This is a genomic window from Mesorhizobium humile (genome assembly GCF_033977215.1).
Classification (GTDB): domain Bacteria; phylum Pseudomonadota; class Alphaproteobacteria; order Rhizobiales; family Rhizobiaceae; genus Mesorhizobium; species Mesorhizobium humile.
Window position 1 is genome coordinate 156188 of sequence record NZ_JAVIIV010000001.1, and the last position, 26980, is coordinate 183167.

A 26980-nucleotide genomic window follows, 5' to 3' on the forward strand; every position below is an offset into this window, starting at 1 on the left:
ATTCGCCATCGCTCCGCAATCTGCCAAAGCAATTCCAGGAAAAGTGTCGAGCGGTTTTCCGTACGGAATTGCCTAAGACATGCTTTGAGCGGCGTTGAGCCGCTCTAAGCGCGCAGCACGCCGCCCGTCTGTTTGTTGACGTTCTCGACGATCCGCTTGGCCAGCGCCTCGAAATCCTCGTCGGTCAGCGTCTTTTCGACCGGCTGGATCGACACTTCGATGGCGATCGACTTCTTGGCCGCGCCCAGTGCCGCGCCCTCGAAGACGTCGAACACCGAAACGCCGGTGACCAGCTTCTTGTCGGCGGCCAAGGCTGCCCGCACCAGCGTGCCGGCCTCGACCGTCCGGTCGACGACGAAGGCGAAGTCGCGCTTCACCGCCTGGAAGGGCGACAGCTCCAGCTTCGGCTTGGTGCGCGTCGGCTTGGCCTTCGGCTCCGGCACGGCGTCCACGAAAACCTCGAAGCCGCAGATCGGACCCGACGCGTCGAGCCCGTCCAGCGTCTTCGGATGGAACTCGCCGAATGTGCCGAGCACCGTCTTCGGTCCGAGCTTGATCGTGCCGGAGCGGCCCGGATGATACCAGGCCGGGCCGCCGGGCTCGATCTGCAGCCGGTCGACCGGCGCGCCGCAGGCTTCAAGCGCCGCGATCGCGTCCGCCTTGGCGTCGAACACGCCGACAGGCCCGGCATTGCCGGCCCAACTGCGGCCGGAACCATCGAGCTTGGCGGTGCCGCGCCGCACGCCGGCGGCGACACGCCGCTGCTGGTCGGCGCCGTTGCCTTCATAGGTGCCCGAAACCTCGAACAGCGCCACGTCGCCGATGCCCTTGTCGGCATTGCGCTGCGCGGCCGCGATCAGCCCCGGCAGCAGCGAAGGCCGCATGTCGGACATGTCGGCGGCAATCGGGTTGGCGAGCTTCAGCGCCGCCTGGCCGCCGCCGAACAGCTCGGCGTGTTTCGCCGGAATGAACGACCAGGTGACGGCCTCCATCATGCCGCGCACGGCAAGCGCGCGCTTGGCCGCGCGGGTGCGCACCTGCAGCGTGGTCAGGATCTTGCCGTTGACCGCGTCATGCGAGGTCAGCGGCTGGGCCAAGATGTTGTCGACGCCATGGATGCGCATCACCTCTTCGACCAGGTCTGCCTTGCCGTCGACATCCGGCCGCCAGGACGGCACCTTCACCTTGACCGTGTCGCCCGAGCCCTGCGGCTCGAAGCCGAGGCGGGTCAGGATGCGCAGCGCCTCGGCCTTCGGCACCTCGATGCCGGTCAGCCGCTTCACTTCCGACAGCGGGAAGGTGACGACCTTCGGCTTGTGGCCGGTATAGCCAGCCACCTCGATTTCGCTCGGCGTGCCGCCGCAGAAATCGAGCACCAGCTTGGTCGCCAGCTCGATGCCCGGCACCATGAATTCGGGATCGACGCCGCGCTCGAAGCGGTAGCGCGCGTCGGTGATGATGCCGAGCGCGCGGCCGGTGCGGGCCGTGGTGATCGGGTCCCAGAGCGCCGATTCGATCAGCACGTCGGTGGTGTTCTCGTCGCAGCCCGAATGCTCGCCGCCCATGATGCCCGCGATCGATTCCACGCCATTGTCGTCGGCGATGACGCACATCTCCGGCGTCAGCGTGTATTCGCGCCCATCGAGCGCCAGCACGGTCTCGCCGTCCTTCGCCCGGCGCACCACGACGTTGCCGGCGACCTTCTTCGCGTCGAACACATGCAGCGGCCGGCCGCGATCGAAGGTGACGTAGTTGGTGATGTCGACCAACGCGCTGATCGGCCTGAGCCCGATGGCGATCAGCCGCTGCTGCAGCCATTTCGGCGACGGGCCGTTCTTCACGCCCGTCACCAATGCCAGCGCGAAGCCCGGGCAGAGTTCCGGCGCCTCGATCGTGACCTTGATCGGGCAGAGGCCTTCGCCGGCATGCGGCATGATCCCGCCGCCGATAAGCCGGCCGAGCCCGCTTGCCGCGAGGTCGCGCGCGATGCCGTAGACGCTGGTCGCATCCGGCCGGTTCGGCGTCAGGTTGATCTCGATCACCGGATCGTCGAGATGCGCGTAGGCAGCGAAGCTGGTGCCGACCGGCGCGTCTTCGGGTAGGTCGATGATGCCGTTATGCTCGTCGGAGATTTCCAGCTCGCGCTCCGAGCACATCATGCCATGGCTTTCGACGCCGCGTATCTTGCCGACCGAGAGCGTCACGTCGATGCCGGGAACATAGGTGCCGGGCGCAGCGAAGGCGCCGATCAGGCCCGCGCGGGCATTCGGCGCCCCGCATACGACTTGAACAGGCGGCGTGCCGTCGCCGGTGTCGACGGTCAGCACGCGCAGCCGGTCGGCGTCGGGGTGCTGCACCGCCGTCAGCACTTTGGCGATGACGAAGGGCTTCAGGCCGGCCTTGTCGTCGACATGTTCGACTTCGAGGCCGATCGCGGTCAACCGCTCGACGATCTCGGCAAGCGAGGCGTCGGTCTCGAGATGGTCCTTGAGCCAGGAGAAGGTGAATTTCATGACTGTCTTCCGTCGGGTCTTTGTTCTTCGGGCCGGGGTACGCTGGTCTTCAGATGTCTGGGCAGATCGTCCGGCATGTGCAGGAAGGGCAATTGCTCACGCACATAGGCATGCAGCGTCGGCTTGAAATAAGCCGGCATGTCCATGGCGCCGAGCATGAAATAGATCTGGTTGTCGAGCCGCTTGTCGGTATAGGCGATCGGCGAGCCGCAGATACCGCAGAAGCTGCGCTCCACCGGACCGTTGCGGTAGCTTTTCAGCGATTTGCCATTGAGCGCGGCCTGGTCGGCCAGGAAGCCGACAAAGGCCGACACCGGCGCGCCGCTGGCGCGCCGGCAATCGCCGCAATGGCAATAGCTGATGTGGTGCGGCTCGGCTGATGCCTCGAACCGCACCGCGCCGCAACGGCAGCCGCCGGTGTGAGGTGCCGTCATGCAGAGAGGCCCCCGAACAGCGTCGGCAGGTCGAGCGGCCTGAAGCCGTAATGCGACAGCCAGCGCACATCCGCGTCGAAGAAGGCGCGCAGGTCCGGCATGCCGTATTTCAGCATGGCGATGCGGTCGATGCCCATGCCCCACGCAAAGCCCTGATATTCGTCGGGATCGAGCCCGCCGGCGCGCAGCACGTTCGGATGCACCATGCCGCAGCCCAGGATCTCCATCCAGTCGGAGCCTTCGCCGAAGCGCACTTCGCCCGGGCGCGAGCGGTCGCACTGGATGTCGACCTCGAGGCTGGGCTCGGTGAACGGGAAGAAGGACGGGCGGAAGCGCATCTTGACGCTCGGCACCTCGAAGAAGGCCTTGCAGAACTCCTCCAGCACCCACTTCATGTTGGCGACGTTCGCGGTCTTATCGACCACGAGCCCCTCGACCTGATGGAACATCGGCGAGTGGGTGGCGTCGGAATCCTGCCGGTAGGTTTTGCCGGGGATGACGATGCGGATCGGCGGCTTCTGCCGCTCCATGGTGCGGATCTGCACGGGCGAGGTGTGCGTGCGCAACAGCTTACGCTCACCCTTCTCGTCCGGCTGGAAGAAGAAGGTGTCGTGCATCTCGCGCGCCGGATGCCCTTCGGGGAAATTGAGCGCCGTGAAATTGTAATAGTCGGTCTCGATGTCCGGACCTTCGGCGATCGAGAAGCCGAGGTCGCCGAAGATCGCGGCGATCTCATCGATCACCTGGCTGATCGGATGGATGCGGCCGCGCTCGGCCGGCGACTGGCGAACGGGCAGCGTGACGTCGACCTTCTCGGCCGCGAGCCGGGCGGCGATCGCCACATCCTTCAGCTCCGCCTTGCGCGCGGTGAGCGCCTCGGTGACGCGGTTCTTCAGGCCGTTGATCGCCGGGCCCTTCACCTGGCGCTCCTCGGCGCTCATGGCGCCCAGCGTCTTCAGCATTTCGGAGACCGAGCCCTTCTTGCCCAGCGCCGAGACGCGCACCGCCTCGATCGCGGCCTCGTCGGCCGCGGCCGCGATTTCGGCCATCAGCGAAGCTTCAAGGGTTTCAAGATTTCCAGCGGTGGCGTTCACGGCGAAACTCTCTCGATTGGATGACTGGCATTGCAGAGTGCGTCACCATTTTGGTTACGCGGGTGCCATTTTGGTTACATCAGGCATAAGAAAAACCCGCGCCAGCCGTGCCAGCGCGGGTTCCCCAAATCAGTACTAAAAATGCTTGGGAAGCGCTGGGCTCGGAGCCCGATCCCGAAAAGTTGCAGACTTTTCGGAAAAGATCGCGCTCCTCGCTAAATTCCCCTGGAGCATGATGTTGTCCAAAAAGTCAGAAACTTTTTGGCATCATGCTCTAGGCGACAGCGCTCTCAAAAGCATTCGGCGTGGTGTTCTTCAGGTATTCGAGCGCGACCTTGGCCTTGGCGACCAGCGCGGCGAAAGCCTGCGGCTCGTGGATGGCCATGTCCGAAAGGACCTTGCGGTCGATCTCGATGCCGGCCTTGTTGAGACCGTCGATGAAGCGGCCATAGGTCAGGCCGTGCTCGTGGGTCGCCGCGTTGATGCGCTGGATCCACAGCGCGCGGAACGAGCGCTTGCGGTTCTTGCGGTCGCGGTAGGCGTACTGCAGCGACTTCTCCACCGCCTGCTTGGCGATGCGGATGGTGTTCTTGCGGCGGCCGTAGAAGCCCTTGGCGGCTTTCAGGACCTTCTTGTGCTTGGCGTGGGCGGTAACGCCTCTCTTTACGCGTGCCATGTCATGATCTCCTTAAAAACGCTGTTCCGGAACCGAATGCTCAGAGGCCGTTCGGCAGAAAATTCTTGATGACCTTCTTGCCGTCCGGTTCAGCCAGAACCATCGTGCCGCGGGCATCGCGAATGAACTTGTTGGAACGCTTGATCATGCCGTGGCGCTTGCCGGCGGCAGCCGACAGCACCTTGCCGGTGGCAGTAATCTTGAACCGCTTCTTGGCGGCCGATTTGGTCTTCATCTTGGGCATTTTGCTACTCCGTATTGGTGGCGCACCATCGCGCTTCTTTTCTCGCTTCGGGCCGACCAAAGCCCGAAAAGCAAATGAAACCGCCACGGCATGCCCTGCCGGGCGGTTTTTGTTTTTTGCTCTGCGTATCGTGCTTTCCGTAAATCAGGGATGACTTCCGGGCCGATACGCGGAACGGCGGTCCTATAGATCAAAGACGGCGCGGGCGCAACACCCCAGGCCAGGTCGTTGCGCCGAAGCCCGGCGACCCTCAACAAGAAGCAATTGCCAATGATCGTGGCCAGCCGGACCTATGCGTTTGCGGGTACGACCTTAGGCATAAGAATTAGAGGTACCTAATATGCTATAAGCATAGATCGAGGGGTCTAATCCATGTCTTGGGTTCAACCGAACTTAGCCGTTATGTGCCTTGTATTGGCTGGTGATGCGTGCGCTCACGGTTGGTACACGGGCAAGACCGATCCTATGCTTCATCTCAAATGCTGCGGCGATCACGATTGCCATCCTGTCAATTCCAATGATGTCAGATCGACTGTAGAGGGCTACTACGTCAGACAACCGAAGCCCTATTCCCGCAACGATCCGCCAACCGGAGAGTGGTTTATCCCAAGAGATCGCGTTCAGGCTGCGCCGGATGATCAGTATCATATCTGCGAAACGCTATACCCGACGTTTCGAGTTGGCAGATACAGGATGCGCTGGACGTGCTTCTTCGCGCCGCGCGGGACCAGTTCAATTTCAAACTGAGGCACTACCGGCCATGCGACGCTCTCGTTCAGGGCAGCGTGAACCACACCGGCAGCATCCCCGATTGCTGCATGCCGTCGATAAGCTCGAAGGCCGGCAGCGCCACCAGGAACACCAGCCCGTCGAGCAGCGTGTTCAAGAGCAGGCGCGGCTTGAAGCTGCCGGTATCGCCTTCCTGGTAGAGCCTGAGGTTCGGGAAGAAACGTGGCACGGCGGCCAGGTAGGCCGCATAAGGCGCGCCGAGCAGTTCCTTGAGGTAACGCTCCTCGCGCAGGATGACGATATGGAAGGCGCCGGCGCACAGCAGCGCGAACAGGATGATACCGGAGAACGAACCGATCTGCGCGCCGACGCCGGCGGCGGCCACCGTCGAGAACACATAGAGCGGGTTGCGGGTGATCGAATAGGGCCCGCCGGTGACCACTTCGGCCGATTTGCGCCCGCCAATATAGAGCGTCGACCACAGCCGTCCGACAATGCCGAGGAAGATCAGGAGCACGCCGAACATCTCGATCGACTCATGCACGGGCGTGTTCGGCGGAAAGGAAGACTGACCGAACAGAAGGGCGCAGAACAGCACCACGATCAGCACCGCCAGCACAATCCGGCGCATGTGCTGATAGCCGCCAAGGCCTTCCGTTTGCCCGGTGGGCTGGGACTTCACTTCATCGGCCATGACCCATCCGATCGTCGATTTGTTCGCGATCGCGAAGCGATCGTCGATTGGCTCGCGATCGGGAGGCCCCGATCGTCGAGGTTACTGGCGATCGGATAGAAAACAGGCGCCCCGCCGATCGTCGGGACGCCTTTCACCATGATTTTGGCGGGATTTTAGCGCGGCGCCAGAACCATCATCATCTGGCGGCCTTCGAGCTTCGGCTCCGCCTCGACCTTGGCGATCGTCGCCACTTCCTCGCGCACCTTGTTCAGAAGCTGCATGCCGAGTTCCATATGCGCCATCTCGCGGCCGCGGAAGCGCAGCGTCAGCTTGACCTTGTCGCCTTCCTCGAAGAAGCGCCGCACGGCCTTCATCTTGGTCTCGTAGTCATGGCTGTCGATGTTCGGGCGCATCTTGATCTCCTTGATCTCGATGACCTTCTGGTTCTTGCGCGCTTCGGCCGCCTTCTTCTGGTTGGCGTATTTCAGCTTGCCGAGATCGAGGATCTTGACGACAGGCGGCACCGCATTGGGCGATATCTCGACCAGATCGAGCCCGGCCTCTTCGGCGAGCAGCAATGCGTCGTTGATGGAAACATCGCCTCGGTTCTGGCCCTCGGCGTCGATAAGCTGGACCCGGGGCACCCGGATGTCTCGGTTGGAGCGCGGCCCGTCCTTGGTGGGTGCCGCTGCTTTGAAAGGTCTGCGAATGGTCGTGGTCTCCTCGGCCGTTTCGTTCAGGGTTTCGTTAGACAAAAATACGTGGACGCGCCTATGTGGTGAGCGCGGGGCGGGAGTCAATAGCATAGCCGCGCCGCAAAATCACCTGCCGCTTGGCAATTGTCTGCACCAAGCAATCAAACGCCGCGAGCACTTTTCGTTGAACCCCCGCCTGTGCCAAAAGACCGGCGGGGAAGGACAAGTTCATGGCCGCCAGCGCTCCGGTTTTCATCGATGTGGACGGGTCGAACATCGCCGTCAGGCAGATAGCGGGCGCGGCGCCCGGCATCGTCTGGCTCGGCGGCTACAAGTCCGACATGCTGGGCACGAAGGCGGAGACGCTAGCCGCCTGGGCCAGCGGCGAAGGCCGAGCCTATCTGCGTCACGATTATTCCGGCCATGGCGAATCTGGCGGTGCCTTCGCCGACGGCACGATCTCCAGATGGCTGGCCGAAAGCCTTGCCGTCTTCAGCCGGTTCAGCAAGGGCAAGCAGATCCTGGTCGGCTCCTCGATGGGGGCGTGGATCGCGCTGCGCATGGCGCAGGAACTGCGCAAGGCGGGCGACACAAGGGTTGCGGGCCTGGTGCTGCTCGCCCCGGCGCCGGACTTCACCGTCGAGCTGATCGAGCCGGTGCTGACCGACGCGCAGCGCCGCGATCTTGAAGAAAAAGGCTTCTTCGCCGAGCCGTCGGACTATTCGGACGAGCCCTATATCTACACGCGCGCGCTGATCGAGGACGGCCGTGCCAACCGGGTCATGACCGGGCCGATCGACACGCATTGCCCGGTGCATATCCTGCAGGGCTTGGCCGATCCAGACGTGCCTTCGGGCCACGCGCTGAAGCTGGCTGCGATGCTGCCCGCCGACGACGTGACGCTGTCGCTTATCCCGGACGGCGACCATCGCCTGTCCCGCCCCGAGGATCTCGATCTGCTCAAGCGAGCTGTCGGCGACATGGTCAAGCGGGCTACCGCATAATGCGCATCTCCATCCCGGTATCCGCCTTCGTCGCGGCGATTGTCGGTTTCGGCGGCACGCTGGCCCTCGTCATCGCTGCCGCCAAGGCGGTCGGCGCCACGCAGATCGAGACCGCAAGCGGCGTGACGGCGATCTGCCTGGCCATGGTCGTTGAATGCCTGTGGCTCTCCTGGCGCACCAAGATGCCGGTCATCACCGCCTGGTCGACGCCCGGCCTGGCGCTGATCGGGGCCTCCAGCGGTTTCACGATGCCGCAGGCCGTCGGCGCTTTCATGGTCACCGGCATCCTTTTGGTCGCCACCGGCCTGTTCAAGCCGCTGACCCGGCTGATCGCGCAGATCCCGACCTCGGTCGCGTCCGGCATGCTGGCCGGCATTCTGGTCAGTTTCGCCGTCAATGCGGTGAAGGCCATTCCCGCCGATCCCTGGCTGATCCTGCCGCTGATCGCCGCCTTCTTCGTCATCCGCCTGTTCAATCCGGCTTTGTCGGTGCTGGTGGTGCTGATCGGCGGCGGTCTCGCCGCTTTCCTCACCGGCCGCGTCGGCAGCCTGCCGGCGCCGGAACTGTCGACATTGACGTTCATCGCGCCGCAATTCACTGCATCGGCGATCGTTGGCCTTGCCCTCCCGCTCTATCTGGTCACCATGGCTTCCCAGAACCTTTCCGGTCTCGCTGTGCTGCGCGCCGCGGGCTACCATCCGGAACCCGGTCCGCTGATCGGCGTCACCGGGCTGTTTTCGCTGCTCTCGGCGCCGTTCGGTGCCGCCACCACCAATCTTGCGGCGATCTCAGCCGCTATCTGCACCGGCCCCGATGTCCATCCCGACCCGGCCGAACGCTGGAAGACCGGGCCGTTCTACGCGCTCGCCTATCTGGTCTTCGCGATCTTCGGCGCCTCGCTGGTGGCGATCTTCGCCGTCCTGCCGCAAAGCCTGATCGTGCTGGTCGCCGGGCTCGCCTTGACGGCGCCTCTGGCCAACGCGCTGTCGATCGCGCTGAAGGACGAGGCCGAGCGCATGCCGGCCACCGTCACCTTCGCCGTGACGGCTTCGGGGCTCACACTCTTCGGCGTCGGCGCGGCATTTTGGGGGCTGGTTGCTGGAATGGCAGTGCTTTTCCTCGAGAAACTCAAAAAGCGATAATCATTTCAGGCGCTTCGCCGGTTTTGGCGGGATTTGCCTTGAATCGCCGATTTCGCCTTCCCATTTCGATTCCACGCAGCCGGTTTGGCTGTCTCCAACGGAAGGATTGGGAGAAATGAATACGAGTGCATTGATCCGTCCGGCCTGGACGCCGGCCACCATCGCGCTGATGGTCATCGGCTTCATGGTGTTCTGGCCGCTCGGCTTCGCCATGCTCGCCTACATCATCTGGGGCGACCGGCTGGAAGGCTTCAAGCGCGACGTCAACCGCGCCACGGACGGCATCTTCGCCGGCTGCCGCCGCGGTTCCGACAAGGCGGCCCGCTGGGGCCACGGCTCGGCCCGCACCGGCAACGTCGCTTTCGACGACTGGCGCGAGAAGGAACTCGAGCGCCTCGCCGAGGAGCGACGCAAGCTTGACGAGATGCTGAGCGAGTTCGACGATTACGCTCGCGAACTGCGCCGCGCCAAGGACCAGGACGAGTTCGACCGCTTCATGGCGAACCGCAACAAGTCGACGGCCCCGACGACCACGGAGTCGTCCAAGCCGGCGACCCCGAAGCGCGGCAAGGGCTCGAACCTGCTCGACGACTGAGACCACGCGCATGACCCCGAAAATCGATGCCGATTTTCGGAAAAGGTCATGCGCAAACTCAAAGTGCTGCAGCGTCCTTTGCGCGTCCAAAGGACGCGCGGCGCTGCAGGGACAGGTCTCGGCATGATATGCGGCGTCGCGTCTAGCGGCGCCGTTTCTTTTTTGTTCTCTTTGTAGCTTCCCTCCACTGGCCGTTTTTTTCGAATCGCGTATCGTCCAGCCATGACCCTCGGCTTCTTTCGCAACCTGACCAAGCCCAAGGCCGCGCCTGTCGTGGAGCGCGAACATTGCGTCGCCGGCCGCACGCTGCCGCTGAAAATCGTCGAAAGCGCCCGCGCCCGGCGGCTTACGCTGCGCATCGATTCCGGCGGCCAGGGCCTGCGCATCACCGTGCCGCCCGGTCTGCGCCGGGGCGAGGTGGAGAAATTCCTCGACCGCCACCAGGACTGGCTGGAACAGCGGCTGGCCAAGGTGCCGACCAGGCCGCAGGTGCGGCCGGGCATCAGGATCCCGATCCGCGGCGTGCCGCACCGCATCGTGCATGAGCCTTCGAAGCGCGGCACCGTCACCGTCGCGCGCGACGAGCGCGGCCCGCTCCTGATCATCCATGGCGAGCGCATCCATTTGCCGCGCCGCATCGCCGACCACCTCAAGCGCGAGGCCAAGAAGGAGATCGAGAGGCTGGTGGTCAAGCACACCGAGGCGATCGGCAAGCGTGCCAAGGCAATAAGGTACAAAGATACCTCCAGCCGCTGGGGGTCATGCACCTCGGAGGGCAATCTCTCCTTCTCCTGGCGCATCATGATGGCGCCGCCGGCGGTGATAAACTACCTGGTGGCGCATGAGGTGGCGCATCTGAAGGAGATGAACCACGGCCCGAAATTCTGGAAGCTGTGCGAAAAGCTCTGCCCGGACACCGACCGCTGCAAGGACTGGCTGAAACGCAACGGCGGCGCCCTGCAGGCGATTGTGTTCGAGTAGGGTGTCTGCCGAACGGGGCACCCCCGCTAGCCGAGCAACGCTGGAGATTAGCCGGGCCATCTCAGCATCGTCATTCTAGGGCGGAGCAAGGAGCGAAGCGACGCGCGCAGACCCTAGAATCCATGCCGTGACGCGTGAGCACCGCAACCGTTCAAAAAGTGGCTATGCCATTGAACGAAAAAGGCAAATATTCTCCACCGCCGTGTCGCCGGCCGAGGTAGGATCCTCGGGTCAAGCCCGAGGATGACGACAGCGTGGTTGCCTCGCCCTGCGTAACCCCTCAATCGTCATTCGCCGCGTTCAGTTCCTCCGGCCGCAATCCTTCCTCCGAATGCGGCCAGGGCAAAAAATTCCGGTCGAAGGCATCGCTGCCGAAATAATCCAGCGCCCGGTGCGCCTCGGCGCCATTGTAGGCGGCCTTGTCCATCAGATGCGCGATCACCTCGCGCGCCTGCGCGATCTTCTGCCTGAGTTCGGCGACGGTCTGGTCGGCCATGCTTATCGTGCTCCCGCCTGTGGTTCCTATATCAACGTAGTGTTTTCCGCAGAGCCGGCAACAGCATGCTTTTTCTCGACTCTTTCCCCGTTTCGTGCCAATCCCGCGCCATGACGCCCGACATCAAGATCTGCGGATTGAAGACCGACGCCGCGATGGCCGCCGCGCTTGCCGGCGGCGCCAGCCATGTCGGCTTTATTTTCTTCGCCAAGAGCCCGCGCTATGTCGAGCCTGTCGAGGCCGGGCGCTTGCGCGAAGCGGCGCGCGGCAAGGCCAAGGCAGTCTCCGTCACCGTCGATGCCGACGATGCCTTTCTCGACGAGATCGTCGCGAAAATGCAGCCCGATATGCTGCAGCTGCATGGTTCGGAGACGCCCGGGCGTGTGGCCGGGATCAAGGCGCGCTACGGCCTGCCAGTGATGAAGGCGCTGTCCGTCAGCGAAGGGGCGGATCTCGACCGCATAAAGCCCTTCGTCGGCATTGCCGATCGCTTCCTTCTGGATTCCAAGCCGCCGAAGGGATCGCAACTGCCGGGCGGCAACGGCGTCGCCTTCGACTGGCGCGTCCTTGCCGGCCTTGACGCCGGCGTCGATTACATGCTTTCCGGGGGGCTCAACGCCGCCAATATCGGCGACGCCCTGAGACAGGCCAATCCGCCCGGAATAGACATCTCGTCCGGCGTGGAAAGCGCTCCGGGCGTCAAGGATCCGGCGCTGATCGAGCAGTTTTTCCGGGCCGTCGGAGCCGCGCGGGATAATCGCGCTGCCTGAGGAGTTTTCGAACCCGAGCATGCCCCGGAAAAGTGGGAACCGGTTTTCCGACAAGGACAGGCTCGCAAGTCAAGATTTAGGAGATCGGCGATGAACAAGCCGGCAATGCCCAATTCCTTCCGCACCGGACCCGACGAGCAGGGCATGTTCGGCATTTTTGGCGGCCGCTTCGTCGCCGAGACGCTGATGCCGCTGATCCTCGATCTGGAGGACCAGTGGAACAAGGCCAAAACCGATCCCGAGTTCAAGGCCGAGCTGCAGAACCTGTCGACCCACTATGCCGGGCGGCCGTCAAAACTCTATTTCGCCGAGGGCCTGACGAAACATCTTCGTGACGTTTCCTCGGCGAAGGGCCTCGGGGGCGGCGCCAAGGTCTATTTCAAGCGCGAGGACCTGAACCACACCGGCTCGCACAAGATCAACAATTGCCTCGGCCAGATCCTGCTCGCCAAGCGCATGGGCAAGAAGCGCATCATCGCCGAGACCGGCGCCGGCCAGCATGGCGTCGCCTCGGCCACTGTGGCGGCGCGCTTCGGCTATCCTTGCGTGGTCTACATGGGCGCCACCGACGTCGCCCGCCAGAGCCCCAACGTGTTCCGCATGAAGCTGCTCGGCGCCGAAGTGCGGCCGGTCACCGCCGGTCACGGCACGCTGAAGGATGCCATGAACGAGGCCCTGCGCGACTGGGTCACCAATGTCGAGGACACCTATTACCTGATCGGCACCGCCGCCGGCCCGCATCCCTATCCGGAGCTGGTGCGCGACTTCCAGTCGGTGATCGGCACGGAAGCCCGCGCCCAGATACTGGAGCAGGAGGGCCGGCTGCCGGATGTCATCATCGCCGCCGTCGGCGGCGGCTCCAATGCCATCGGCCTGTTCCATCCCTTCCTCGACGACAAGGACGTCCGCATCATCGGCATCGAAGCCGGCGGGCGCGGCCTCGACGGCGTCGAGCATTGCGCCTCGATGAACGCCGGCAAGCCGGGCGTGCTGCATGGCAACCGCACCTATCTCCTGCAGAATGCCGACGGCCAGATCCTCGACGGTCATTCGATCTCGGCCGGCCTCGATTATCCGGGCGTCGGTCCGGAGCATTCCTGGCTGCGCGACAGCGGCCGCGTCGAATATGTGCCGATCCTCGACGACGAGGCGCTGGAAGCCTTCCAGCTCACCACCCGGGTCGAAGGCATCATTCCGGCGCTGGAATCGGCGCATGCCATCGCCCATGCGGTGAAGATCGTGCCGAAGATGGACAAGGACCAGATCGTCATCGTCAATTTGTCCGGTCGCGGCGACAAGGACGTGCACACGGTGGCGAACATGCTGGGCATGGAGATCTGACAATGACCACCCGCATCGACCGCCGCATGGCCAAGCTCAAGGCCGAAGGCCGCCCGGCCTTGGTCACCTATTTCATGGGCGGCGACCCGGATTACGACACCGCCTTGGCCATCATGAAGGCTCTGCCGGGCGCAGGCTCCGACGTCATCGAGCTCGGCATGCCCTTCTCCGATCCGATGGCCGATGGTCCGGCGATTCAGGCGGCGGGTCTTCGGGCGCTGAAGGGCGGCCAGACGCTGGCCAAGACGCTGAAGATGGCGTCCGAATTCCGCGCCGGCGACGACGAGACGCCGATCGTTTTGATGGGCTACTACAATCCGATCTACATCTATGGGGTCGACCGCTTCCTCACGGATGCCAAGGCAAGCGGCATCGACGGCCTGATCGTCGTCGACCTGCCGCCGGAGATGGATGAGGAGCTTTGCATTCCGGCGCTGAAAGCCGGCGTCAACTTCATCCGCCTGGCGACGCCGACCACCGACGACAAGCGCCTCCCCAAGGTTTTGGAAAACACCTCCGGCTTCGTCTACTACGTCTCGATGACCGGCATCACCGGCTCGGCCCTCGCCGACACCACCAAGGTCTCGGCGGCGGTCACGCGCATCAAGGGCCATACCGCACTTCCGGTCTGCGTCGGCTTCGGCGTCAAGACCGCCGAGCAGGCGCGTGTCATAGGCGCCTCGGCCGACGGCGTCGTGGTCGGCACGGCGATCGTCAATGCGATCGCCAATGTGCTGGGGCCGAAAGGCGAGAAAACAGCCGATCCGGCGGAGGCCGTCGCCACTTTGGTCAGCGGCCTCGCCCAGGGCGTCCGCTCGGCCCGCCTTGCTGCCGCCGAATAGCCTGACTATTTGTTCTCAAGCAATTCCGGCCGGAAAACCGCCACAGACTTTTCCTGGAATTGCTTGAAGTCCTTTCCAGGACAGGAGCCGAAGCCATGAACTGGATCACCAATTACGTCCGCCCGAAGATCAATTCGATGCTCGGCCGGCGCACCGATATGCCGGAAAACCTCTGGATCAAGGATCCCGAGACCGGCGAAATGATCTTCCACAAGGATCTCGAATCCAACCAGTTCGTCATCCCGGCGTCCGGCCACCACATGAAGATCTCGGCCAAGGAACGGCTGAAATACTTCTTCGACGACGGCAAATACGAGGTGCTGGAAAACCCCAAGGTCGTCCAGGATCCGCTGAAGTTCCGCGACGAGAAGCGCTACACCGATCGCCTGAAGGAGGCCAAGGCCAAGACCAGCCTCGAGGATGCGATCCTCAACGGCGCCGGCACCATCGACGGGCTGCCGGTCATCGTCACCGTGCAGGACTTCGCCTTCATGGGCGGCTCGCTCGGCATGGCCGCGGGCGAAGCAATCGTGCATGCCTTCGAGGTTGCGCTGCAGCGCAAGCGGCCGCTGATCCTGTTCGCCGCCTCCGGCGGCGCCCGCATGCAGGAAGGCATCCTGTCGCTGATGCAATTGCCGCGCACCACGGTCGGCGTCGACCGGCTGAAGGAAGCCGGCCTGCCCTATATCGTCGTGCTCACCAACCCGACCACCGGCGGCGTCACCGCCTCCTACGCCATGTTGGGCGATGTCCAGATCGCCGAGCCCGGCGCGCTGATCGGCTTTGCCGGCCCGCGCGTCATCGAGCAGACCATCCGCGAGAAATTGCCCGACGGTTTTCAGCGCGCCGAGTATCTGATGGAGCACGGCATGGTCGACATGGTCGTCTCGCGGCTCGAAATGCGCCAGACCATTTCCCGGCTGTTGAAGATGCTGCTCAAGATGCCGGAGGCCGAGAAGCCGCTGGAGCCGGAGATCCTGCCGCCGGCGATCGTCAATGCCGAGGCGCGGCCGCAAGCCTGACGCGATATCGGTCTGACGCGACATCGCTCGCCGCGAACCGCGATTTGCGCCGTCCGTTCTGTGCTGTAGCCTCTGATTTGCGCATGGCCGTTCCGAAACCGATTCCCGGTTTCGAGGCCGTGCGCCAAAGCAATTCCAGGAAAAGTGTGAAACGGTTTTCCGTTCGGAATTGCGTCAACAAAAAGAGAGAGCGGTTCTGCATTCCATGAAATGATGAACCGCTCTAGGATTCCGCCATGACAACGCTTTCCGCCGAACGCGAAATCGAACATCTGATGACGTTGCATCCGAAAGGCTTCGACCTTTCGCTGGATCGCGTCACGCGGCTTCTCGAACGCCTCGGCAATCCGCAGGACCGGCTGCCGCCGGTCATCCACATCGCCGGCACCAACGGCAAGGGCTCCTGCGCCGCCTTCTCCCGCGCGCTGCTGGAAGCGGCCGGCCATCTCGTCCACGTCCATACTTCGCCGCATCTGGTGAACTGGCACGAGCGCTACAGGCTGGCGGCCGAAGGCGGCGGCAAGCTCGTCGACGACGACGTCTTCGCCGAGGCCATCGCGCGCGTCGCCGAGGCCAATGGCGGCCAGAAGATCACCGTCTTCGAGATCCTCACCGCCGTCACCTTCATCCTGTTCTCGGAGCATCCAGCGGAGGCGGCGATCGTCGAGGTCGGCCTTGGCGGCCGTTTCGATGCCACCAACGTCATCAGGCAGCCAGCGGTTTCGGTGATCATGCCGATATCGATGGACCACGAAGCCTATCTCGGCGACCGCGTCGAGCTGATCGCCGCCGAGAAGGCCGGCATCATGAAACGCGGCTGCCCGGTGGTGATCGGCGCCCAGGAAAGCGATGTCGCGCTCCAGGTGCTGATCGAGACGGCCGAGCGGCTGGATTGCCCGACCGTGGTCTATGGCCAGGATTTCCTCGCCTTCGAGGAGAATGGCCGCATGGTCTATCAGGACGAGGATGGGCTGATGGACCTGCCCTCGCCGCGCTTGCCCGGGCGCCATCAATACGCCAACGCGGCGGCGGCGATCGCCGCCGTCAAGGCGGCCGGCTTCGAGATCAGCCATCGCGCCGCCGAACGGGCGATGACCCATGTCGCCTGGCCGGCGCGCATGCAGAAGCTGACGCAGGGCAAACTGGTGGACCTCGCGCCGAAGGGCGCGGAGATCTGGCTGGACGGCGGCCACAATCCAGGCGCCGGCATCGTCATCGCCGAGGCCCTGGCCGAGCAGGAGGAAAAGAACCCGAGGCCGCTGGTGCTGATCTCCGGCATGATCAACACCAAGGACCAGACCGGCTATTTCAGCGCCTTCAAGGGCCTCGCCCGCCATGTCTATACTGTGCCGGTGACCAGCAGCGATGCCGGCGTGCCGAATGACGAGCTGGCCTTGCGCGCAGAAGAGGCCGGCCTGTCGGCCGAGCCGGTCAGCTCGGTCGCCAGCGCGCTGATGCTGTTGCGCGACTCTTGGGACGGCCCGGCGCCGCGCATCCTGATCGGCGGCTCGCTCTATTTTGCCGGCGCCGTGCTGGCCGAGAACGGCACGCCGCCGACTTAAAGCCAATTCAAGATAGCGCTGCGGATTCGGCGGGGGCCGAAAGGAACCGGCCATGATCAAGGTGAAGCAGCTCGCCCATGTCTGCATTTTCGCGCATGACCTGGAGGCGACGCGACGCTTCTACAGCGACGTGCTCGGCATGGACACACGGTTCAATTTCCTGCGCGACGGCAGGATCTTCGGCTTCTATCTCGATTGCGGCGGCCGCAGCCATGTCGAGGTGTTCGAGAAGAGCGAGGCCCGCTACAGCGAGGCGAACCAGATCAATCACTTGTGCCTTGAGGTGGAAGACATCGATGCAGCCATCGCCCATTTCCGATCGAAAGGCGTCGAGGTCACGCCGAAGAAGTTCGCCTGCGACGACACCTACCAGGCCTGGGTCCGCGACCCCAACGGCGTGAAGATCGAGCTGTTCGAGTATACGGACAGAAGCGCCCAATTCACCGGCGGCGATCGCATCGCCGACTGGTGAGCGACAGCTATTTCAGCTCGATCTCGATGAATGCGTATTCGCCGTCATTGGCGTTGATGACGTCGTGCTCGACGCCCTCCCGGCGGAAATAGGGCGCCCCCTGCTTCATCTCGGCAAAGGATTCGCCGTCCTTGGTCACCAGCCTCACCTTGCCGTCCATCAACGGCACGACGACATAGTCGTGGCCATGGCGGTGCCAGCCGGTGTTGGCGCCCGGCGCGAACCGGTACTCGGTGACGATGACGCGCTCATTGTCGACGTGAACTGTGGCCTTGGCTGTCCCGGTCATGGCGCTCTCCTTTTTTTCTGAAGCAGAGAGTATGACGTGCCTGCGTGCGAGGGCCAGAGCGCCATGAGCGATGGCGCCAAAGAAAAGCCCGGCGCGACGGCCGGGCTCGTTCATTGAATATTCGGATTGGCTCAGGCGAGGTTGCCGTTGATCCAGTGCGACAGCGCGGTCTTCGGCGCGGCGCCCACCTTCATGTCGGCCAATTCGCCGCCCTTGAAGATCATCAGCGTCGGAATCGAGCGCACGCCAAATTGGGCGGCAAGCTCGGGATTCTCGTCGATGTTGAGCTTGGCGATCTTGACCTTGGAGCCGAGCTCGTTGGCGATCTCTTCCAGCGACGGACCGATCATCTTGCACGGACCGCACCACTCGGCCCAGAAATCCACCACGACCGGCTCCTTGGCGTTGAGCACATCGGCCTGGAAATTGCCCTTGTCGACCTTGACGGTGGCCATGCTGAAATCCTTTCGAAAACTCGGGTTGCACCAAATGTGGTGGTTGTGGTGGCGATGTTCAAGCAGTTCTTGTGTCACGCTCCCGTGAGTCGGGCAAGGGCGTCGTCCATGGCCGCCGCCGGCAGCTCGATCAGGCGTGGCGCCTCGGTGAACAGCAGCGCCGCCGTCACCTCGCGGCCCGGATAGAGCGGCTGAAGCAGCGCGCGGTAGAGCGCAAGCTGCAGCATATAGGCCGGTGGTACTTCGGCCAGACTGGTCGGCGCAGGCCGGTTGGTCTTGTAGTCGACGATCGACACTTTTTGCGGCGTGACGGCCAGCCGGTCGATCTTGCCGGAGATCGAGCGCAGCTTGCCCTTCACCTCGAGGCTGCCCATCACCGCGACTTCCGCGCGCGAGGACGGCGAGAACAGCGTGCCGAAGCGGCTATCGGACAGGATCGACAGCACCGCTTCCAGCGCCTTGTCGCGCTCGCCGTCGGGCCAGCCGGCGCCGGCGCGCGCCAGATAGCGTTCGGCCGCGCTCCGCCTATCCGCCTCGGCGATGCCGGGCAGCATCTGCAGCAATTTGTGCAGGGCAAGGCCGCGCATGACCGCGAAGCCGGGTTCGGCGGCGGCATCGAGCACCGGCGAGCGTGTGTCGGGGACGGCGTCCTTCGCTTCGTCGATCAGTGCCGAGGCGCCGGAAGGCGAAAGCGGTCGCGGCAACTCCTCATAGGGCGGCAGCGGCCGAAACAGGCCGTCCGGCAGCGGCGCGGCGTGCTCGAACAGTCCAGCCTTGTCGACGCCGGTCGGCGCCACCGGCGGCAATCTGGTCATGTGGAAGCGATGCACCGTCACCTCGGCCGTCGCGGGATGCCGTCGCTCGGAACTCTCGGGCGCACCGAGCAACGCGCGGCTGACGATCGAATGCCAGGTGCCGGGGCTGGGCTGACGCTTGCCGTGGTAGCCGCAGACGATCAGCCGGTCCTCGGCGCGTGTCATGCCGACATAGAGCAGCCGCCGGTATTCGTCGTCCGCCAGTTCGCGCGCTCGGACCGAAGCCGCCCTCGAGATGCCGTTGGCGACGTCACTGGCCGAGCGCCACAGATAGCCCTTGCCTTTCCATTGCCCGCCCGAGCTCTCGAACGGCATCAGCCGCGGCAGGTGCTGGTCGCTGAACGGCGCCGAGCCGCCATCGACCAGGAAAACCACCGGCGCCTCCAGGCCCTTGGCGGCATGCACGGTCATGACCCGGACCTCGTCGCGCGTCTGGTCCATCTCGCGCTTGATCTCGGGGCCGGCATTCTCCAGCGTCGACAGGAAGGATTCCAGCCCCGGCAGTCCGGTGCGTTCCTCGGCCAGGCAAAAACTCAGGAACTCGTCGAGGATGTCGCCGGCTTCGGGTCCGAGCCGCGCCGTCATCTTGCGGCGCAAGCCGTCACGCGCCAGCATCGCGGCATAGAATTCGAACACCGGCTTGAACGCCACTTCGCTCGCCCAGCCATCGAGCCGGCTAACGACAGCGGCGAGGGCCACATCCTCGGCCGCGTGCTGCCGCAGCGATGCGATCAGTGACTGGCCTTTCGGCCTCGAGCCGGCGAGCGCCAGCAGCGTTTCCTCAGGAACCTCGAGGATCGGGCTGCGCAGCACCGCGGCCAAGGAAAGATCGTCTTCCGGCTGGATCAGGAAATGCCCGAGCGCGATCAGGTCCTGCACGGCGATATGGCCGGGCAGGCTCAGCCGGTCGGCGCCGGCGACCGGGATCTGCCGGTTCTTGAGGCTGCGCGACAGCGCATGGACGAAGCGGTCGCGCTTGCGCACCAGGACGAGTATGTCGCCGGCGGTCAGTTTCCTGCCCTTGCCTTCGATGACCTCGCCATTGCGCAGCCAGTTCTGGATGGTCGTCGCGACATGCTCGGCGACGCGCACGGCCGGCGCGCTGGCATGGTTGACCGGCAAGGTCCAGTCGTCAGGCTCCTCGACCATTTCGGCGCCGACCGAGGGCCACACCTCGACATAGCCCGGCGCGTCATTGCGGATCGCCTTATGGCTCAAAGGGTCAGGGTCGTGACTGATGCCGCGCCTGACACCCGGTTCGGCGAAGACACGGTCGACCGCGGCCAGCACGTCGTCGCTCGACCGGAACGACCAGGTGAGCTTGAGATTGGCGAAGGCGGCTTCTGCATCGCGCACGCGCCCGGCAAACAAAAGCCGGCTTTCGGCAAAGGAATCCGGCGCCGCGCCCTGGAAGGAATAGATCGACTGCTTCTCGTCGCCCACGGCAAAGATCGTGCGCGTCACCGCCTCGCGCTGGCCGAGCCCGGCAAAGAACTCTTCCGTCAGCTTCTTCACGACCTCCCACTGGTCCGGGCTGGTGTCCTGCGCCTCGTCGAGCAGGATGTGGTCGATGCCCTGGTCGAGCTTGAACTGCACCCAGGGGCCGGCATCGGGCCGCGACAGGAGGCTGACGGTGCGGGTGATGAGATCGTTGAAGTCGAGGAAGCCCCGCCCACGCTTCAGCTGCTCGTAGCGCGCGATCAGCCAGCCGGCGACGGTCAGCGCCGCGGCAGTCCCTTCCAGCATGCGGAACAGCGCCAGCCGGTCGGTTACCTCGAGGATCGCCTTGGCCGCGGCCAGATAGCGGTCCGGCAGATCCGGCAGCCGGTCGACAAGCGCCTTCTTGAAGATCTTGGGCGGCTCATAGGGGTCGCCGTCGGCCTTGAGAAAGGCCTTCGCCAGCAGCCGCAACCGCCGGATCGGGTCGGCTTCGGCGAACGCTCCCCGCGCATAGGGGATGACATTGTTCAGCACCTGCCGCGCGTCGGCGGCCTCGGCGGCCTGGGTGAATTCGGCGAACTGGCCGGGGCCAAAGCCAGGCAGCGGCCACAGCGAAGCGGCGATGTCGTCGGCGGTCTGTCCGGGCCTGAAGTTGAATTCGGCGAACAGCGGCCGGAAATCCCGATCCTTGCCGAGCTTGGCGATGAAATCGCGCAGCTCGTCGCGCTTGCCGACGATTTCGCCAAGCAGCGTGTCGAGCCCGAACTCGCCGCCGCGTTCCAGCACGGTGGCGAAGGCCTCCGCCAGGCCCTCGACGCCGGCGCCCGCCCCCGAGATCATGTCGCGGCGGGCATCGCCGAACAGCGAGGCTTCCATCTGCGGATCGAGCATCTCGAAATGCGCCGGGATGTTGGCTTCGAGCGGGAACTGGTGCAGCACGGATTCGCAGAAGGCATGGATGGTCTGGATCTTCAGCCCACCCGGCGTTTCCAGCGCCTCCGCGAACAATCGCCGTGCGCGCCGCATCATGTCGCGGTCGGCGCCGTGGCTGTCCAGCGCCGCGATCCTGATCGCCAGCTCCGCATCCGGCAGCGCCGTCCATTCCGACAGGGTCGAGAACACGCGGTTCGACATGTTGGCGGCGGCCGCCCGCGTATAGGTCAGGCACAGGATCTTCGACGGATCGGTGCCGTTGAGCAGAAGCCGGATGACGCGCTGCGCCAAGACATGCGTCTTGCCAGAGCCGGCGTTGGCCGACACCCAGGCGGAGTAGGCGGGATCCGAGGCGCGCGCCTGGCTGGCGGCGGTATCGGAGGGGATCGGATATTTCATCCGTCCGCCTCGTCTTCGCTGGCCCCACCGGCCGACCATTCCAGCACGCGCGCCAGATGGTCGTAGTCGCCGTCCGCCTCGCCCTCGCGGAACGGCAGCGCGCGCGACAGGTAGCCGGTGGTCGGGTCGGCATAATGGAACAGCAGCCGCTCCAGCCGCGCCCAGGCTTCCTCGGACAGATCGTTGGCAGTGCGGGGCTTGCGGTTGTATTCGAGGATCGATTCCTCGAACACCTCGCCATTCGGCTTCAGCCGCACGAAGGCAAGCTGCGATGGCTCGCGAATGCCGAGCTCCTTGAAGGCGCCGCGCCTGAGCAAGGCGCCTTCCAACGCAAGCTGCGGCGCCAGCAGCGTATGCGCCTGCGCCTTCGAGGGCGAGGAGCCGGTCTTGTAGTCGAGTATGTCGGCCATGCCGCCGGCAAGCAGGTCGACGCGGTCGGCATAGCCGGACAGCGTCACGCCGGTGCGGCCGACCACCGTCTTGTCGGCACGTTCCTCGGCGTAGCGTCGCGTGACCGCATCGGCGCGGCCATGCTCCCATTCGATGATGTTTTCGGCGAGCTTTTCGAAACGCGGCCACCAGACAGCCTCGATATCAGGCGGAAGCTTTGCGTCGGCAAAGCAAATCCGTCCGGCTTCGATAAGGCTTGCCAGTGCATTCGGTGCCCTTGGATCCTCGACCCGCCGGGAGAACAGATGCAGAATCTCGTGGAACAGCGTTCCACGCTCGGCGGCGCCTGGATCGCGGATCAATGGCTCGAGCGGCGAAAGCCCCAGGATGCGCCGCGCGTAGACCGCGTAGGGGTCGCGGCGCAGCGTCTCGATCTCGGTGACCGAAAAATGCTGCGGGCGCATGCTGAGCGGCGGCTTGGGCTGCGGTCGAGGGGCAAAATCCTTCTTCTCGCCGGCATCGAGAGCGCGCGCCCAGCCAAGCAGCGCGTCGCCACGCCCGCGCAGCGCTGCCGCCGGTTCCTTGCCGATGAAGGTCAGGATGCGCTGCAGCCAGCGTGACGGCACCGCCGGCGCGTCGCCCGAACGGGCCGACCGCGTCAGCACCACTTCGCCGGCGCCCGTCGCCATCTGGAAATCATGCGCGGCAAGGCCGATGCGCCGTTCCGGCGGCTCGAGGTCGATGCCGGTCTTCATCAGCCGCGACATGAAGCGGTCGCTCTCGGGCTTGCGCGGCCAGATGCCTTCGTTGAGCCCGCCGATGATCAGCGCGTCGACGTTCTGCAATCGGGCTTCCAGCGCGCCCCAGATGGCGATGTTGCGGTCCGTGCCTTGCGCCGGCTTCACCGTCTCCGGCGCGATCAGCGCCTCCATCACGTCGGGCCATTCCGAAGCGGCGAAGGTGAAGGGCGAGGCCGCCGCCACCAGTCCGCGCAGCAACTCGGCCAGCTTGTCGCCGGCATCGCCGGCATAGAGGCCGGCCAGACCGCCATCGGCCGTGCGGCCCAAATCCTCCAGCGCGACGACGCTCGCCTGCGTCAGCGTCGCGATGTCGGCGCCGTTCTCGTCGCGCATCGCGGTGAGCGGCAACAGCGCATCTGTAAGGCGGCTAAGCATGCCGCGCGCCTGCTCGATGCCGCGCACGGTCAGGCGCGAAAACCAGAAAGGCTGCCTTGTGTCGCCGCTCAGCTCGGCGAGCCGTGTCTCGAAAAGCGCGCCGAGCGAGGCGACATCGGGCCGGCCGGTGCCGCCGCGCAGCGCGACCAGTTCGACGAGTTCGGCCGCCTTGCGCACGATCTCGCGTTCCAAACCGAGCCCAAGCAGCGGATGCTTGAGCAAGGACAGCAGGCTTACCGGATCGCCGGGCCGGAACGCCGCGCTCAGCGCGAGCCTGAGCAGGCTGGCGGCCGGCGTGTTGATGAGCGGCGCGCCGCCGGAATCGTCGGCAACGACACCGAAACGCAGAAGCTCGGCCGAAACCCGCCGCGCCAGCGCCCGGTCGCCGGTGACGAGTGCGGCGCGCCTGCCCGGGATCTCCACGGCGCGCTTCAACGCGATGGCGATTGCCGCCGCCTCGTCGCGTTCGTTCGCCGCTTCCACCAACGTTACGCCGGCAAGCGCCCGTTCGATGTCGTGTGCCGTGAAGCGGGGCCGCGTCTCGGTCCAATATTCGGTGGTTTCGGCCGGCCGCAGCGCCTCGCCGACAAGGGCCGCGCGCAGCGCAAGCGGCGGCGGCGCGGCGGCGACGTCCTCGACATCGCGGCGCGCAATGCCAATGCCGCCGATCAGCTTGGCGAGGCCGTATTGCGGATGGCCGAGCGTTGCCGGGCGCGCGCCGGGTGCGGTGATCGCCGCAAAGGATGCGTCGTCCAGCTCGCGGTCGAGCCCGGGCAGCACGACCGCGCCATTGGGCAGTCCGGCGATCACGCCAAGCAGTTCGGCGGTGGCGGGGATCGAGCCCGTCGAACCGGCGGCGATCACCGGTCCGGCCGGTGGATTGCGCTTCAGCCGCGCCGCTTCCAGCCGGATCAGCGCGCTGCGATGCGCGGCCGGATTGGAGCGGTCGCGCTCCTTGAGCAGGTCCGGCCAGTTGTCGGTGACGATGCCGAGGAAATCGAGCGTCACCTGCCACCAGCCGGCGAGATTGCCGGTGACCAGCGTCGCGAGCTTCGCCCAGTCCGTGCCTTCGGTCTCGATCTCGTCCATCAGCCGGGCGAGGTCGCGCGCCAGCCAGATGGCGTCGGCGGCCGAGGTCGGCACCACGAATTCCTCGTTGAACCGCTCTCTGACATGCGCCGGCAGGTTTTCCTTCCAGGCGCGCACCAGCGGCGCCAGCAACAACAGCCGCTCCTGCGCGGCGATCGGCGGCGCAAGCTCTATTGCAGGTGCCGCCTCGGCGTCGAAGGCCGCCTCGTCCTCGTCGAACTCGCCGAGCGGCCGCACCGTCGGCAGGATGGCCGAGCGTTTTCCCCCGTCCATTTCAGAGAGAATGTCGACGAAGGCGCCGCGCAGCGCCCGCGCCGCGCGGCGCGTCGGCACATAGATGGTGGCGTCGGCGAGCTCCAGCGGATCGCCGTCGAAGCGGAAGCCGGGGATCAGACGCCCGTCGAGCAATGCTCCGGCCAGCGTCGGCAGGAACGGCGCTCCGGGCGGGATGGAAAGAACGCGGCGCGCGCCGCTCATACCGCTTTCGCGAGCGCGCCGGCCACCGCCGCTTCGGCGGCGGGGATCGCGTCCGGCGTGCCGACGGTGATCCAGCGCCCGTTCATCTTTATGCCGAACAGGCGCCCGGCGCCGATCGCCTTGTCGAAATAGACATTGAGCGAATGCGAGCCGGAGGGTGCATCCTTGAAGATGCGCGGATGGATGATGGCGGCGCCGGCATAGATCAGGCCGGCGGGGTCGCCTTTCGAGCGCGTGAGCGCACCGTCCGGCGCCGCCAGGAAATCGGTGCCGACGCAATGCCCGGTGGCTGAGTCGAGATCGGTAAGCATCAGCAGAATATCCATTCTGGCGGCGTCCCATGCAAGGGCAAGACGCTCGAGGCTGGGTTGGCCGCTGTCGATCCAGAAGGTGTCGGCATTGATGATGTAGAACGGTTCGCTGCCCAGTAGCGGCAGCGCCTTGACGATGCCGCCCGCCGATTCCAGCAGCGCCTCGCGCTCGTCGGAGATGACGATCTTCGGTGCGCGCCGAGCGGCGACATGGGCGACGATCTGCTCAGGCAGGTAGTGCACGTTGACGATCGCCTTGGCGATGCCGGCGGCCTCCAGGCTGTCCAGCCCCCAGTCGAGCAAGGTCTTGCCGGCGATCTTCACCAACGGCTTCGGCATCGTGTCGGTGATCGGCCGCATGCGCTTGCCAAGCCCGGCCGCCAGCACCATCGCGGTCGTCGGCTTCATGGGACCCGTTCCTCGAGCAGGCCGTGGGCCATGTAGAAATCCTTCAGGCCAGCCAGCGCCGGATGCGCCAGAGCCCGCCTCAGATAGTCGCGGATGCGCGGCAGGTGTTTCAGATAGTAAGGCTTGCCGTCGCGCTTTTCGAGCCGCACGAAGATACCGAGGATCTTCGAATTGCGCTGCGCCGCCATGATCGCATACGCCTCGGCGAAGCCGGCCTCGTCGAACGCGCCGGCCGCGTGCCGGGCCGCGACATAGGCCGCGACCGTCCGTCGCTCGATCTCGGGCGAGACGGTAACGCGCGCATCCATGGCCAAGGAGGCGACGTCATAGGCCGCCGGCCCGATCAGCGCATCCTGCACGTCGACGATGCCGAGCCGGTCGAGGCCGGACCGCTCCGCCCGCCAGATGATGTTGGGCGAATGGAAGTCGCGCAGCATCAGCGTGTATTCGCTGCCGGCAAGGCGGTCGAGAAGGGCATTCCATACCTGGTGGTAGCCGGCCCGCAAAGCGTCGTTTGCCGGATCGCCGGTGATCCATGGCACATACCAGTCGACCAAAAGGTCGGCCTCGATCAGCATGGCTTCCCGATCGAAAGGCGGCACATCGTGGAATACGCCCGGTGCCGCTTCCATGCGCGTGGGCCAAGCCTTGCCATGCATCATGGCCAGCAGTTCCGCCGCCGCTTCGTAGCGCTTCGCGATGGGCTGGCCGTCGCGGCCGAGGAAACCTTCCGAGCCGAGATGTTCGATGAGCAGAAAGCCCTGGTCGAGGTCCTGGGCATGGATCGCCGGCACGCTGACGCCGGCCGCAAGCAGCGCCCGGTCGATGGCGACGAAGGCGGTGACGGACTGGGCCGTATGGGCGATCACGGCATAGGGCTTGCCGTCGCGCACCGGCGGCCCGAGCACGAGGCGCGGCGAGTTCATCAGCACGCGCGGCGCCTTGCCGGGCAACGAGACGATCTCGTAGGAGCGGGCGGAGGCATCGCCGACGAAATGGCGGCGGCTGGCTTCGCCCCATCCGGCCGAGGCCAGGAAATCGCGCATGGCCAGCGATCGAGCGACGCGTTCGTAGACCGGCCCCTGCCCCGACAGCCTTGCCACGCGGCCCTCGCCATGTTCGGCAAGGTCGACCCACAGCGCGCTTGCCGGCAATCGGTCTGCGGCCCGTTCCGGCCATTCGACCAGCGCCGCGCCTTGGCTGAGCGCATCGTCGAGGCCGAGCTCGTCGAGCTCGTCCGGTGAGGAGAGGCGGTAGAGGTCGAAATGATGCACCGGAACGCGCGTCTCGTAGCTCTGCACCAGCGTGAAGGTCGGGCTCGGCACTTCGAGGCCGGTATCGTCGGCAAGCGTCCGGATCAGCGCGCGGGCCAGCGTCGACTTGCCGGCGCCGAGATCGCCGTTGAGCGCGATCGCGTCGCCGGCGCGCAAAGCCATGGCGAGGTCCTCGCCAAGCCTTGCCGTTGCCGCCTCGTCGGCGAGAAAACGCTCCAGCACCGTTCCTGCCATCGG

Annotated in this window: 24 protein-coding genes; 10 read left to right on the forward strand and 14 right to left on the reverse strand. The window is 65.2% G+C overall.

Annotated elements, in window-relative coordinates:
* Positions 1 to 104: 104 nt before the first annotated feature.
* The 7 genes from pheT to infC all read right to left on the reverse strand — a co-directional run bounded on the left by pheT (position 105) and on the right by infC (position 7076).
* Positions 105 to 2513 (reverse strand): phenylalanine--tRNA ligase subunit beta, encoded by a 2409-nt coding sequence (gene pheT, locus RFM52_RS00785; RefSeq protein ID WP_320293963.1) that lies wholly within the window; start codon positions 2511 to 2513, stop codon positions 105 to 107.
* Complete coding sequence (locus RFM52_RS00790; protein WP_320293964.1) at positions 2510 to 2947, reverse strand: GFA family protein; 438 nt, start codon at positions 2945 to 2947, stop codon at positions 2510 to 2512. Before RFM52_RS00790 ends, pheT begins: the two co-directional genes overlap by 4 nt.
* Positions 2944 to 3996 carry a phenylalanine--tRNA ligase subunit alpha gene (gene pheS, locus RFM52_RS00795; RefSeq protein ID WP_320293965.1) on the reverse strand — a complete coding sequence of 351 codons (1053 nt, stop codon included), beginning with the start codon at positions 3994 to 3996 and terminating at the stop codon, positions 2944 to 2946. Before pheS ends, RFM52_RS00790 begins: the two co-directional genes overlap by 4 nt.
* 319 nt (positions 3997 to 4315) lie before the next feature.
* Positions 4316 to 4717: a 50S ribosomal protein L20 gene (rplT, locus tag RFM52_RS00800; protein WP_042637600.1), complete on the reverse strand. Its 402-nt coding sequence runs from the start codon at positions 4715 to 4717 to the stop codon at positions 4316 to 4318.
* 40 nt (positions 4718 to 4757) lie between these two features.
* Positions 4758 to 4961, reverse strand: a complete 204-nt coding sequence (gene rpmI / locus RFM52_RS00805; RefSeq protein ID WP_027166935.1) for a 50S ribosomal protein L35 — start codon at positions 4959 to 4961, stop codon at positions 4758 to 4760.
* Positions 4962 to 5736: 775 nt separating this feature from the next.
* Entirely contained in the window at positions 5737 to 6384 is a 648-nt protein-coding gene (locus tag RFM52_RS00810) for a methyltransferase family protein (protein ID WP_320293967.1), read from the reverse strand.
* Between the two features lie 155 nt (positions 6385 to 6539).
* Positions 6540 to 7076 carry a translation initiation factor IF-3 gene (gene infC / locus RFM52_RS00815; RefSeq protein ID WP_010912915.1) on the reverse strand — a complete coding sequence of 179 codons (537 nt, stop codon included), beginning with the start codon at positions 7074 to 7076 and terminating at the stop codon, positions 6540 to 6542.
* A gap of 215 nt (positions 7077 to 7291) precedes the next feature.
* Here infC and RFM52_RS00820 point away from each other — a divergent pair, with 215 nt between their 5' ends.
* The 4 genes from RFM52_RS00820 (at position 7292) to RFM52_RS00835 (ending at position 10783) form a co-directional block, all read left to right on the forward strand.
* The gene (locus RFM52_RS00820; protein ID WP_320293968.1) at positions 7292 to 8065 is read left to right on the forward strand and encodes an alpha/beta hydrolase; all 774 of its coding nucleotides are present in this window, start codon (positions 7292 to 7294) and stop codon (positions 8063 to 8065) included.
* Positions 8065 to 9207, forward strand: coding sequence for a benzoate/H(+) symporter BenE family transporter (locus RFM52_RS00825; RefSeq protein ID WP_320293969.1), 1143 nt, complete (start codon positions 8065 to 8067; stop codon positions 9205 to 9207). The genes RFM52_RS00820 and RFM52_RS00825 overlap by 1 nt, the downstream gene beginning before the upstream one ends.
* 115 nt (positions 9208 to 9322) lie before the next feature.
* Positions 9323 to 9802, forward strand: a complete 480-nt coding sequence (locus RFM52_RS00830) for a DUF2852 domain-containing protein (RefSeq protein ID WP_320293970.1) — start codon at positions 9323 to 9325, stop codon at positions 9800 to 9802.
* Between the two features lie 222 nt (positions 9803 to 10024).
* The gene (locus RFM52_RS00835) at positions 10025 to 10783 is read left to right on the forward strand and encodes a M48 family metallopeptidase (RefSeq protein ID WP_320293971.1); all 759 of its coding nucleotides are present in this window, start codon (positions 10025 to 10027) and stop codon (positions 10781 to 10783) included.
* A 280-nt stretch (positions 10784 to 11063) separates the two neighbouring features.
* Here RFM52_RS00835 and RFM52_RS00840 read toward each other — a convergent pair whose 3' ends face one another.
* Positions 11064 to 11279, reverse strand: a complete 216-nt coding sequence (locus tag RFM52_RS00840; protein WP_320214843.1) for a hypothetical protein — start codon at positions 11277 to 11279, stop codon at positions 11064 to 11066.
* 110 nt (positions 11280 to 11389) lie between these two features.
* Here RFM52_RS00840 and RFM52_RS00845 point away from each other — a divergent pair, with 110 nt between their 5' ends.
* The 6 genes from RFM52_RS00845 to RFM52_RS00870 all read left to right on the forward strand — a co-directional run bounded on the left by RFM52_RS00845 (position 11390) and on the right by RFM52_RS00870 (position 17288).
* Positions 11390 to 12049, forward strand: a complete 660-nt coding sequence (locus RFM52_RS00845; protein WP_320294446.1) for a phosphoribosylanthranilate isomerase — start codon at positions 11390 to 11392, stop codon at positions 12047 to 12049.
* Positions 12050 to 12139: 90 nt separating this feature from the next.
* Positions 12140 to 13390: a tryptophan synthase subunit beta gene (trpB, locus tag RFM52_RS00850; protein WP_320293972.1), complete on the forward strand. Its 1251-nt coding sequence runs from the start codon at positions 12140 to 12142 to the stop codon at positions 13388 to 13390.
* 2 nt (positions 13391 to 13392) lie between these two features.
* On the forward strand, positions 13393 to 14232 hold the full coding sequence (gene trpA, locus RFM52_RS00855) for a tryptophan synthase subunit alpha (RefSeq protein ID WP_320293973.1): 840 nt from the start codon (positions 13393 to 13395) through the stop codon (positions 14230 to 14232).
* 95 nt (positions 14233 to 14327) lie between these two features.
* Complete coding sequence (accD, locus tag RFM52_RS00860; RefSeq protein WP_320293974.1) at positions 14328 to 15254, forward strand: acetyl-CoA carboxylase, carboxyltransferase subunit beta; 927 nt, start codon at positions 14328 to 14330, stop codon at positions 15252 to 15254.
* 236 nt (positions 15255 to 15490) lie between these two features.
* Positions 15491 to 16816, forward strand: coding sequence for a bifunctional folylpolyglutamate synthase/dihydrofolate synthase (locus RFM52_RS00865; protein WP_320293975.1), 1326 nt, complete (start codon positions 15491 to 15493; stop codon positions 16814 to 16816).
* 52 nt (positions 16817 to 16868) lie between these two features.
* Positions 16869 to 17288: a VOC family protein gene (locus RFM52_RS00870; protein ID WP_320293976.1), complete on the forward strand. Its 420-nt coding sequence runs from the start codon at positions 16869 to 16871 to the stop codon at positions 17286 to 17288.
* Between the two features lie 7 nt (positions 17289 to 17295).
* Here the strand turns inward: RFM52_RS00870 and RFM52_RS00875 are convergent, their stop codons facing one another.
* From RFM52_RS00875 to tsaE, 6 genes are all read right to left on the reverse strand, one after another.
* Positions 17296 to 17577, reverse strand: a complete 282-nt coding sequence (locus RFM52_RS00875; RefSeq protein WP_320293977.1) for a cupin domain-containing protein — start codon at positions 17575 to 17577, stop codon at positions 17296 to 17298.
* Positions 17578 to 17708: 131 nt separating this feature from the next.
* Positions 17709 to 18032 carry a thioredoxin gene (trxA, locus tag RFM52_RS00880; protein ID WP_320293978.1) on the reverse strand — a complete coding sequence of 108 codons (324 nt, stop codon included), beginning with the start codon at positions 18030 to 18032 and terminating at the stop codon, positions 17709 to 17711.
* Between the two features lie 74 nt (positions 18033 to 18106).
* A complete protein-coding gene (gene addA / locus RFM52_RS00885) occupies positions 18107 to 21619 on the reverse strand; it encodes a double-strand break repair helicase AddA (protein WP_320293979.1) in 3513 nt (1170 codons plus the stop codon).
* Complete coding sequence (addB, locus tag RFM52_RS00890) at positions 21616 to 24750, reverse strand: double-strand break repair protein AddB (protein ID WP_320293980.1); 3135 nt, start codon at positions 24748 to 24750, stop codon at positions 21616 to 21618. Before addB ends, addA begins: the two co-directional genes overlap by 4 nt.
* Entirely contained in the window at positions 24747 to 25469 is a 723-nt protein-coding gene (locus RFM52_RS00895; protein ID WP_320293981.1) for a nucleotidyltransferase family protein, read from the reverse strand. The genes addB and RFM52_RS00895 overlap by 4 nt, the downstream gene beginning before the upstream one ends.
* Positions 25466 to 26977 carry a tRNA (adenosine(37)-N6)-threonylcarbamoyltransferase complex ATPase subunit type 1 TsaE gene (tsaE, locus tag RFM52_RS00900; RefSeq protein WP_320293982.1) on the reverse strand — a complete coding sequence of 504 codons (1512 nt, stop codon included), beginning with the start codon at positions 26975 to 26977 and terminating at the stop codon, positions 25466 to 25468. The genes RFM52_RS00895 and tsaE overlap by 4 nt, the downstream gene beginning before the upstream one ends.
* Between the last annotated feature and the right edge of the window lie 3 nt (positions 26978 to 26980).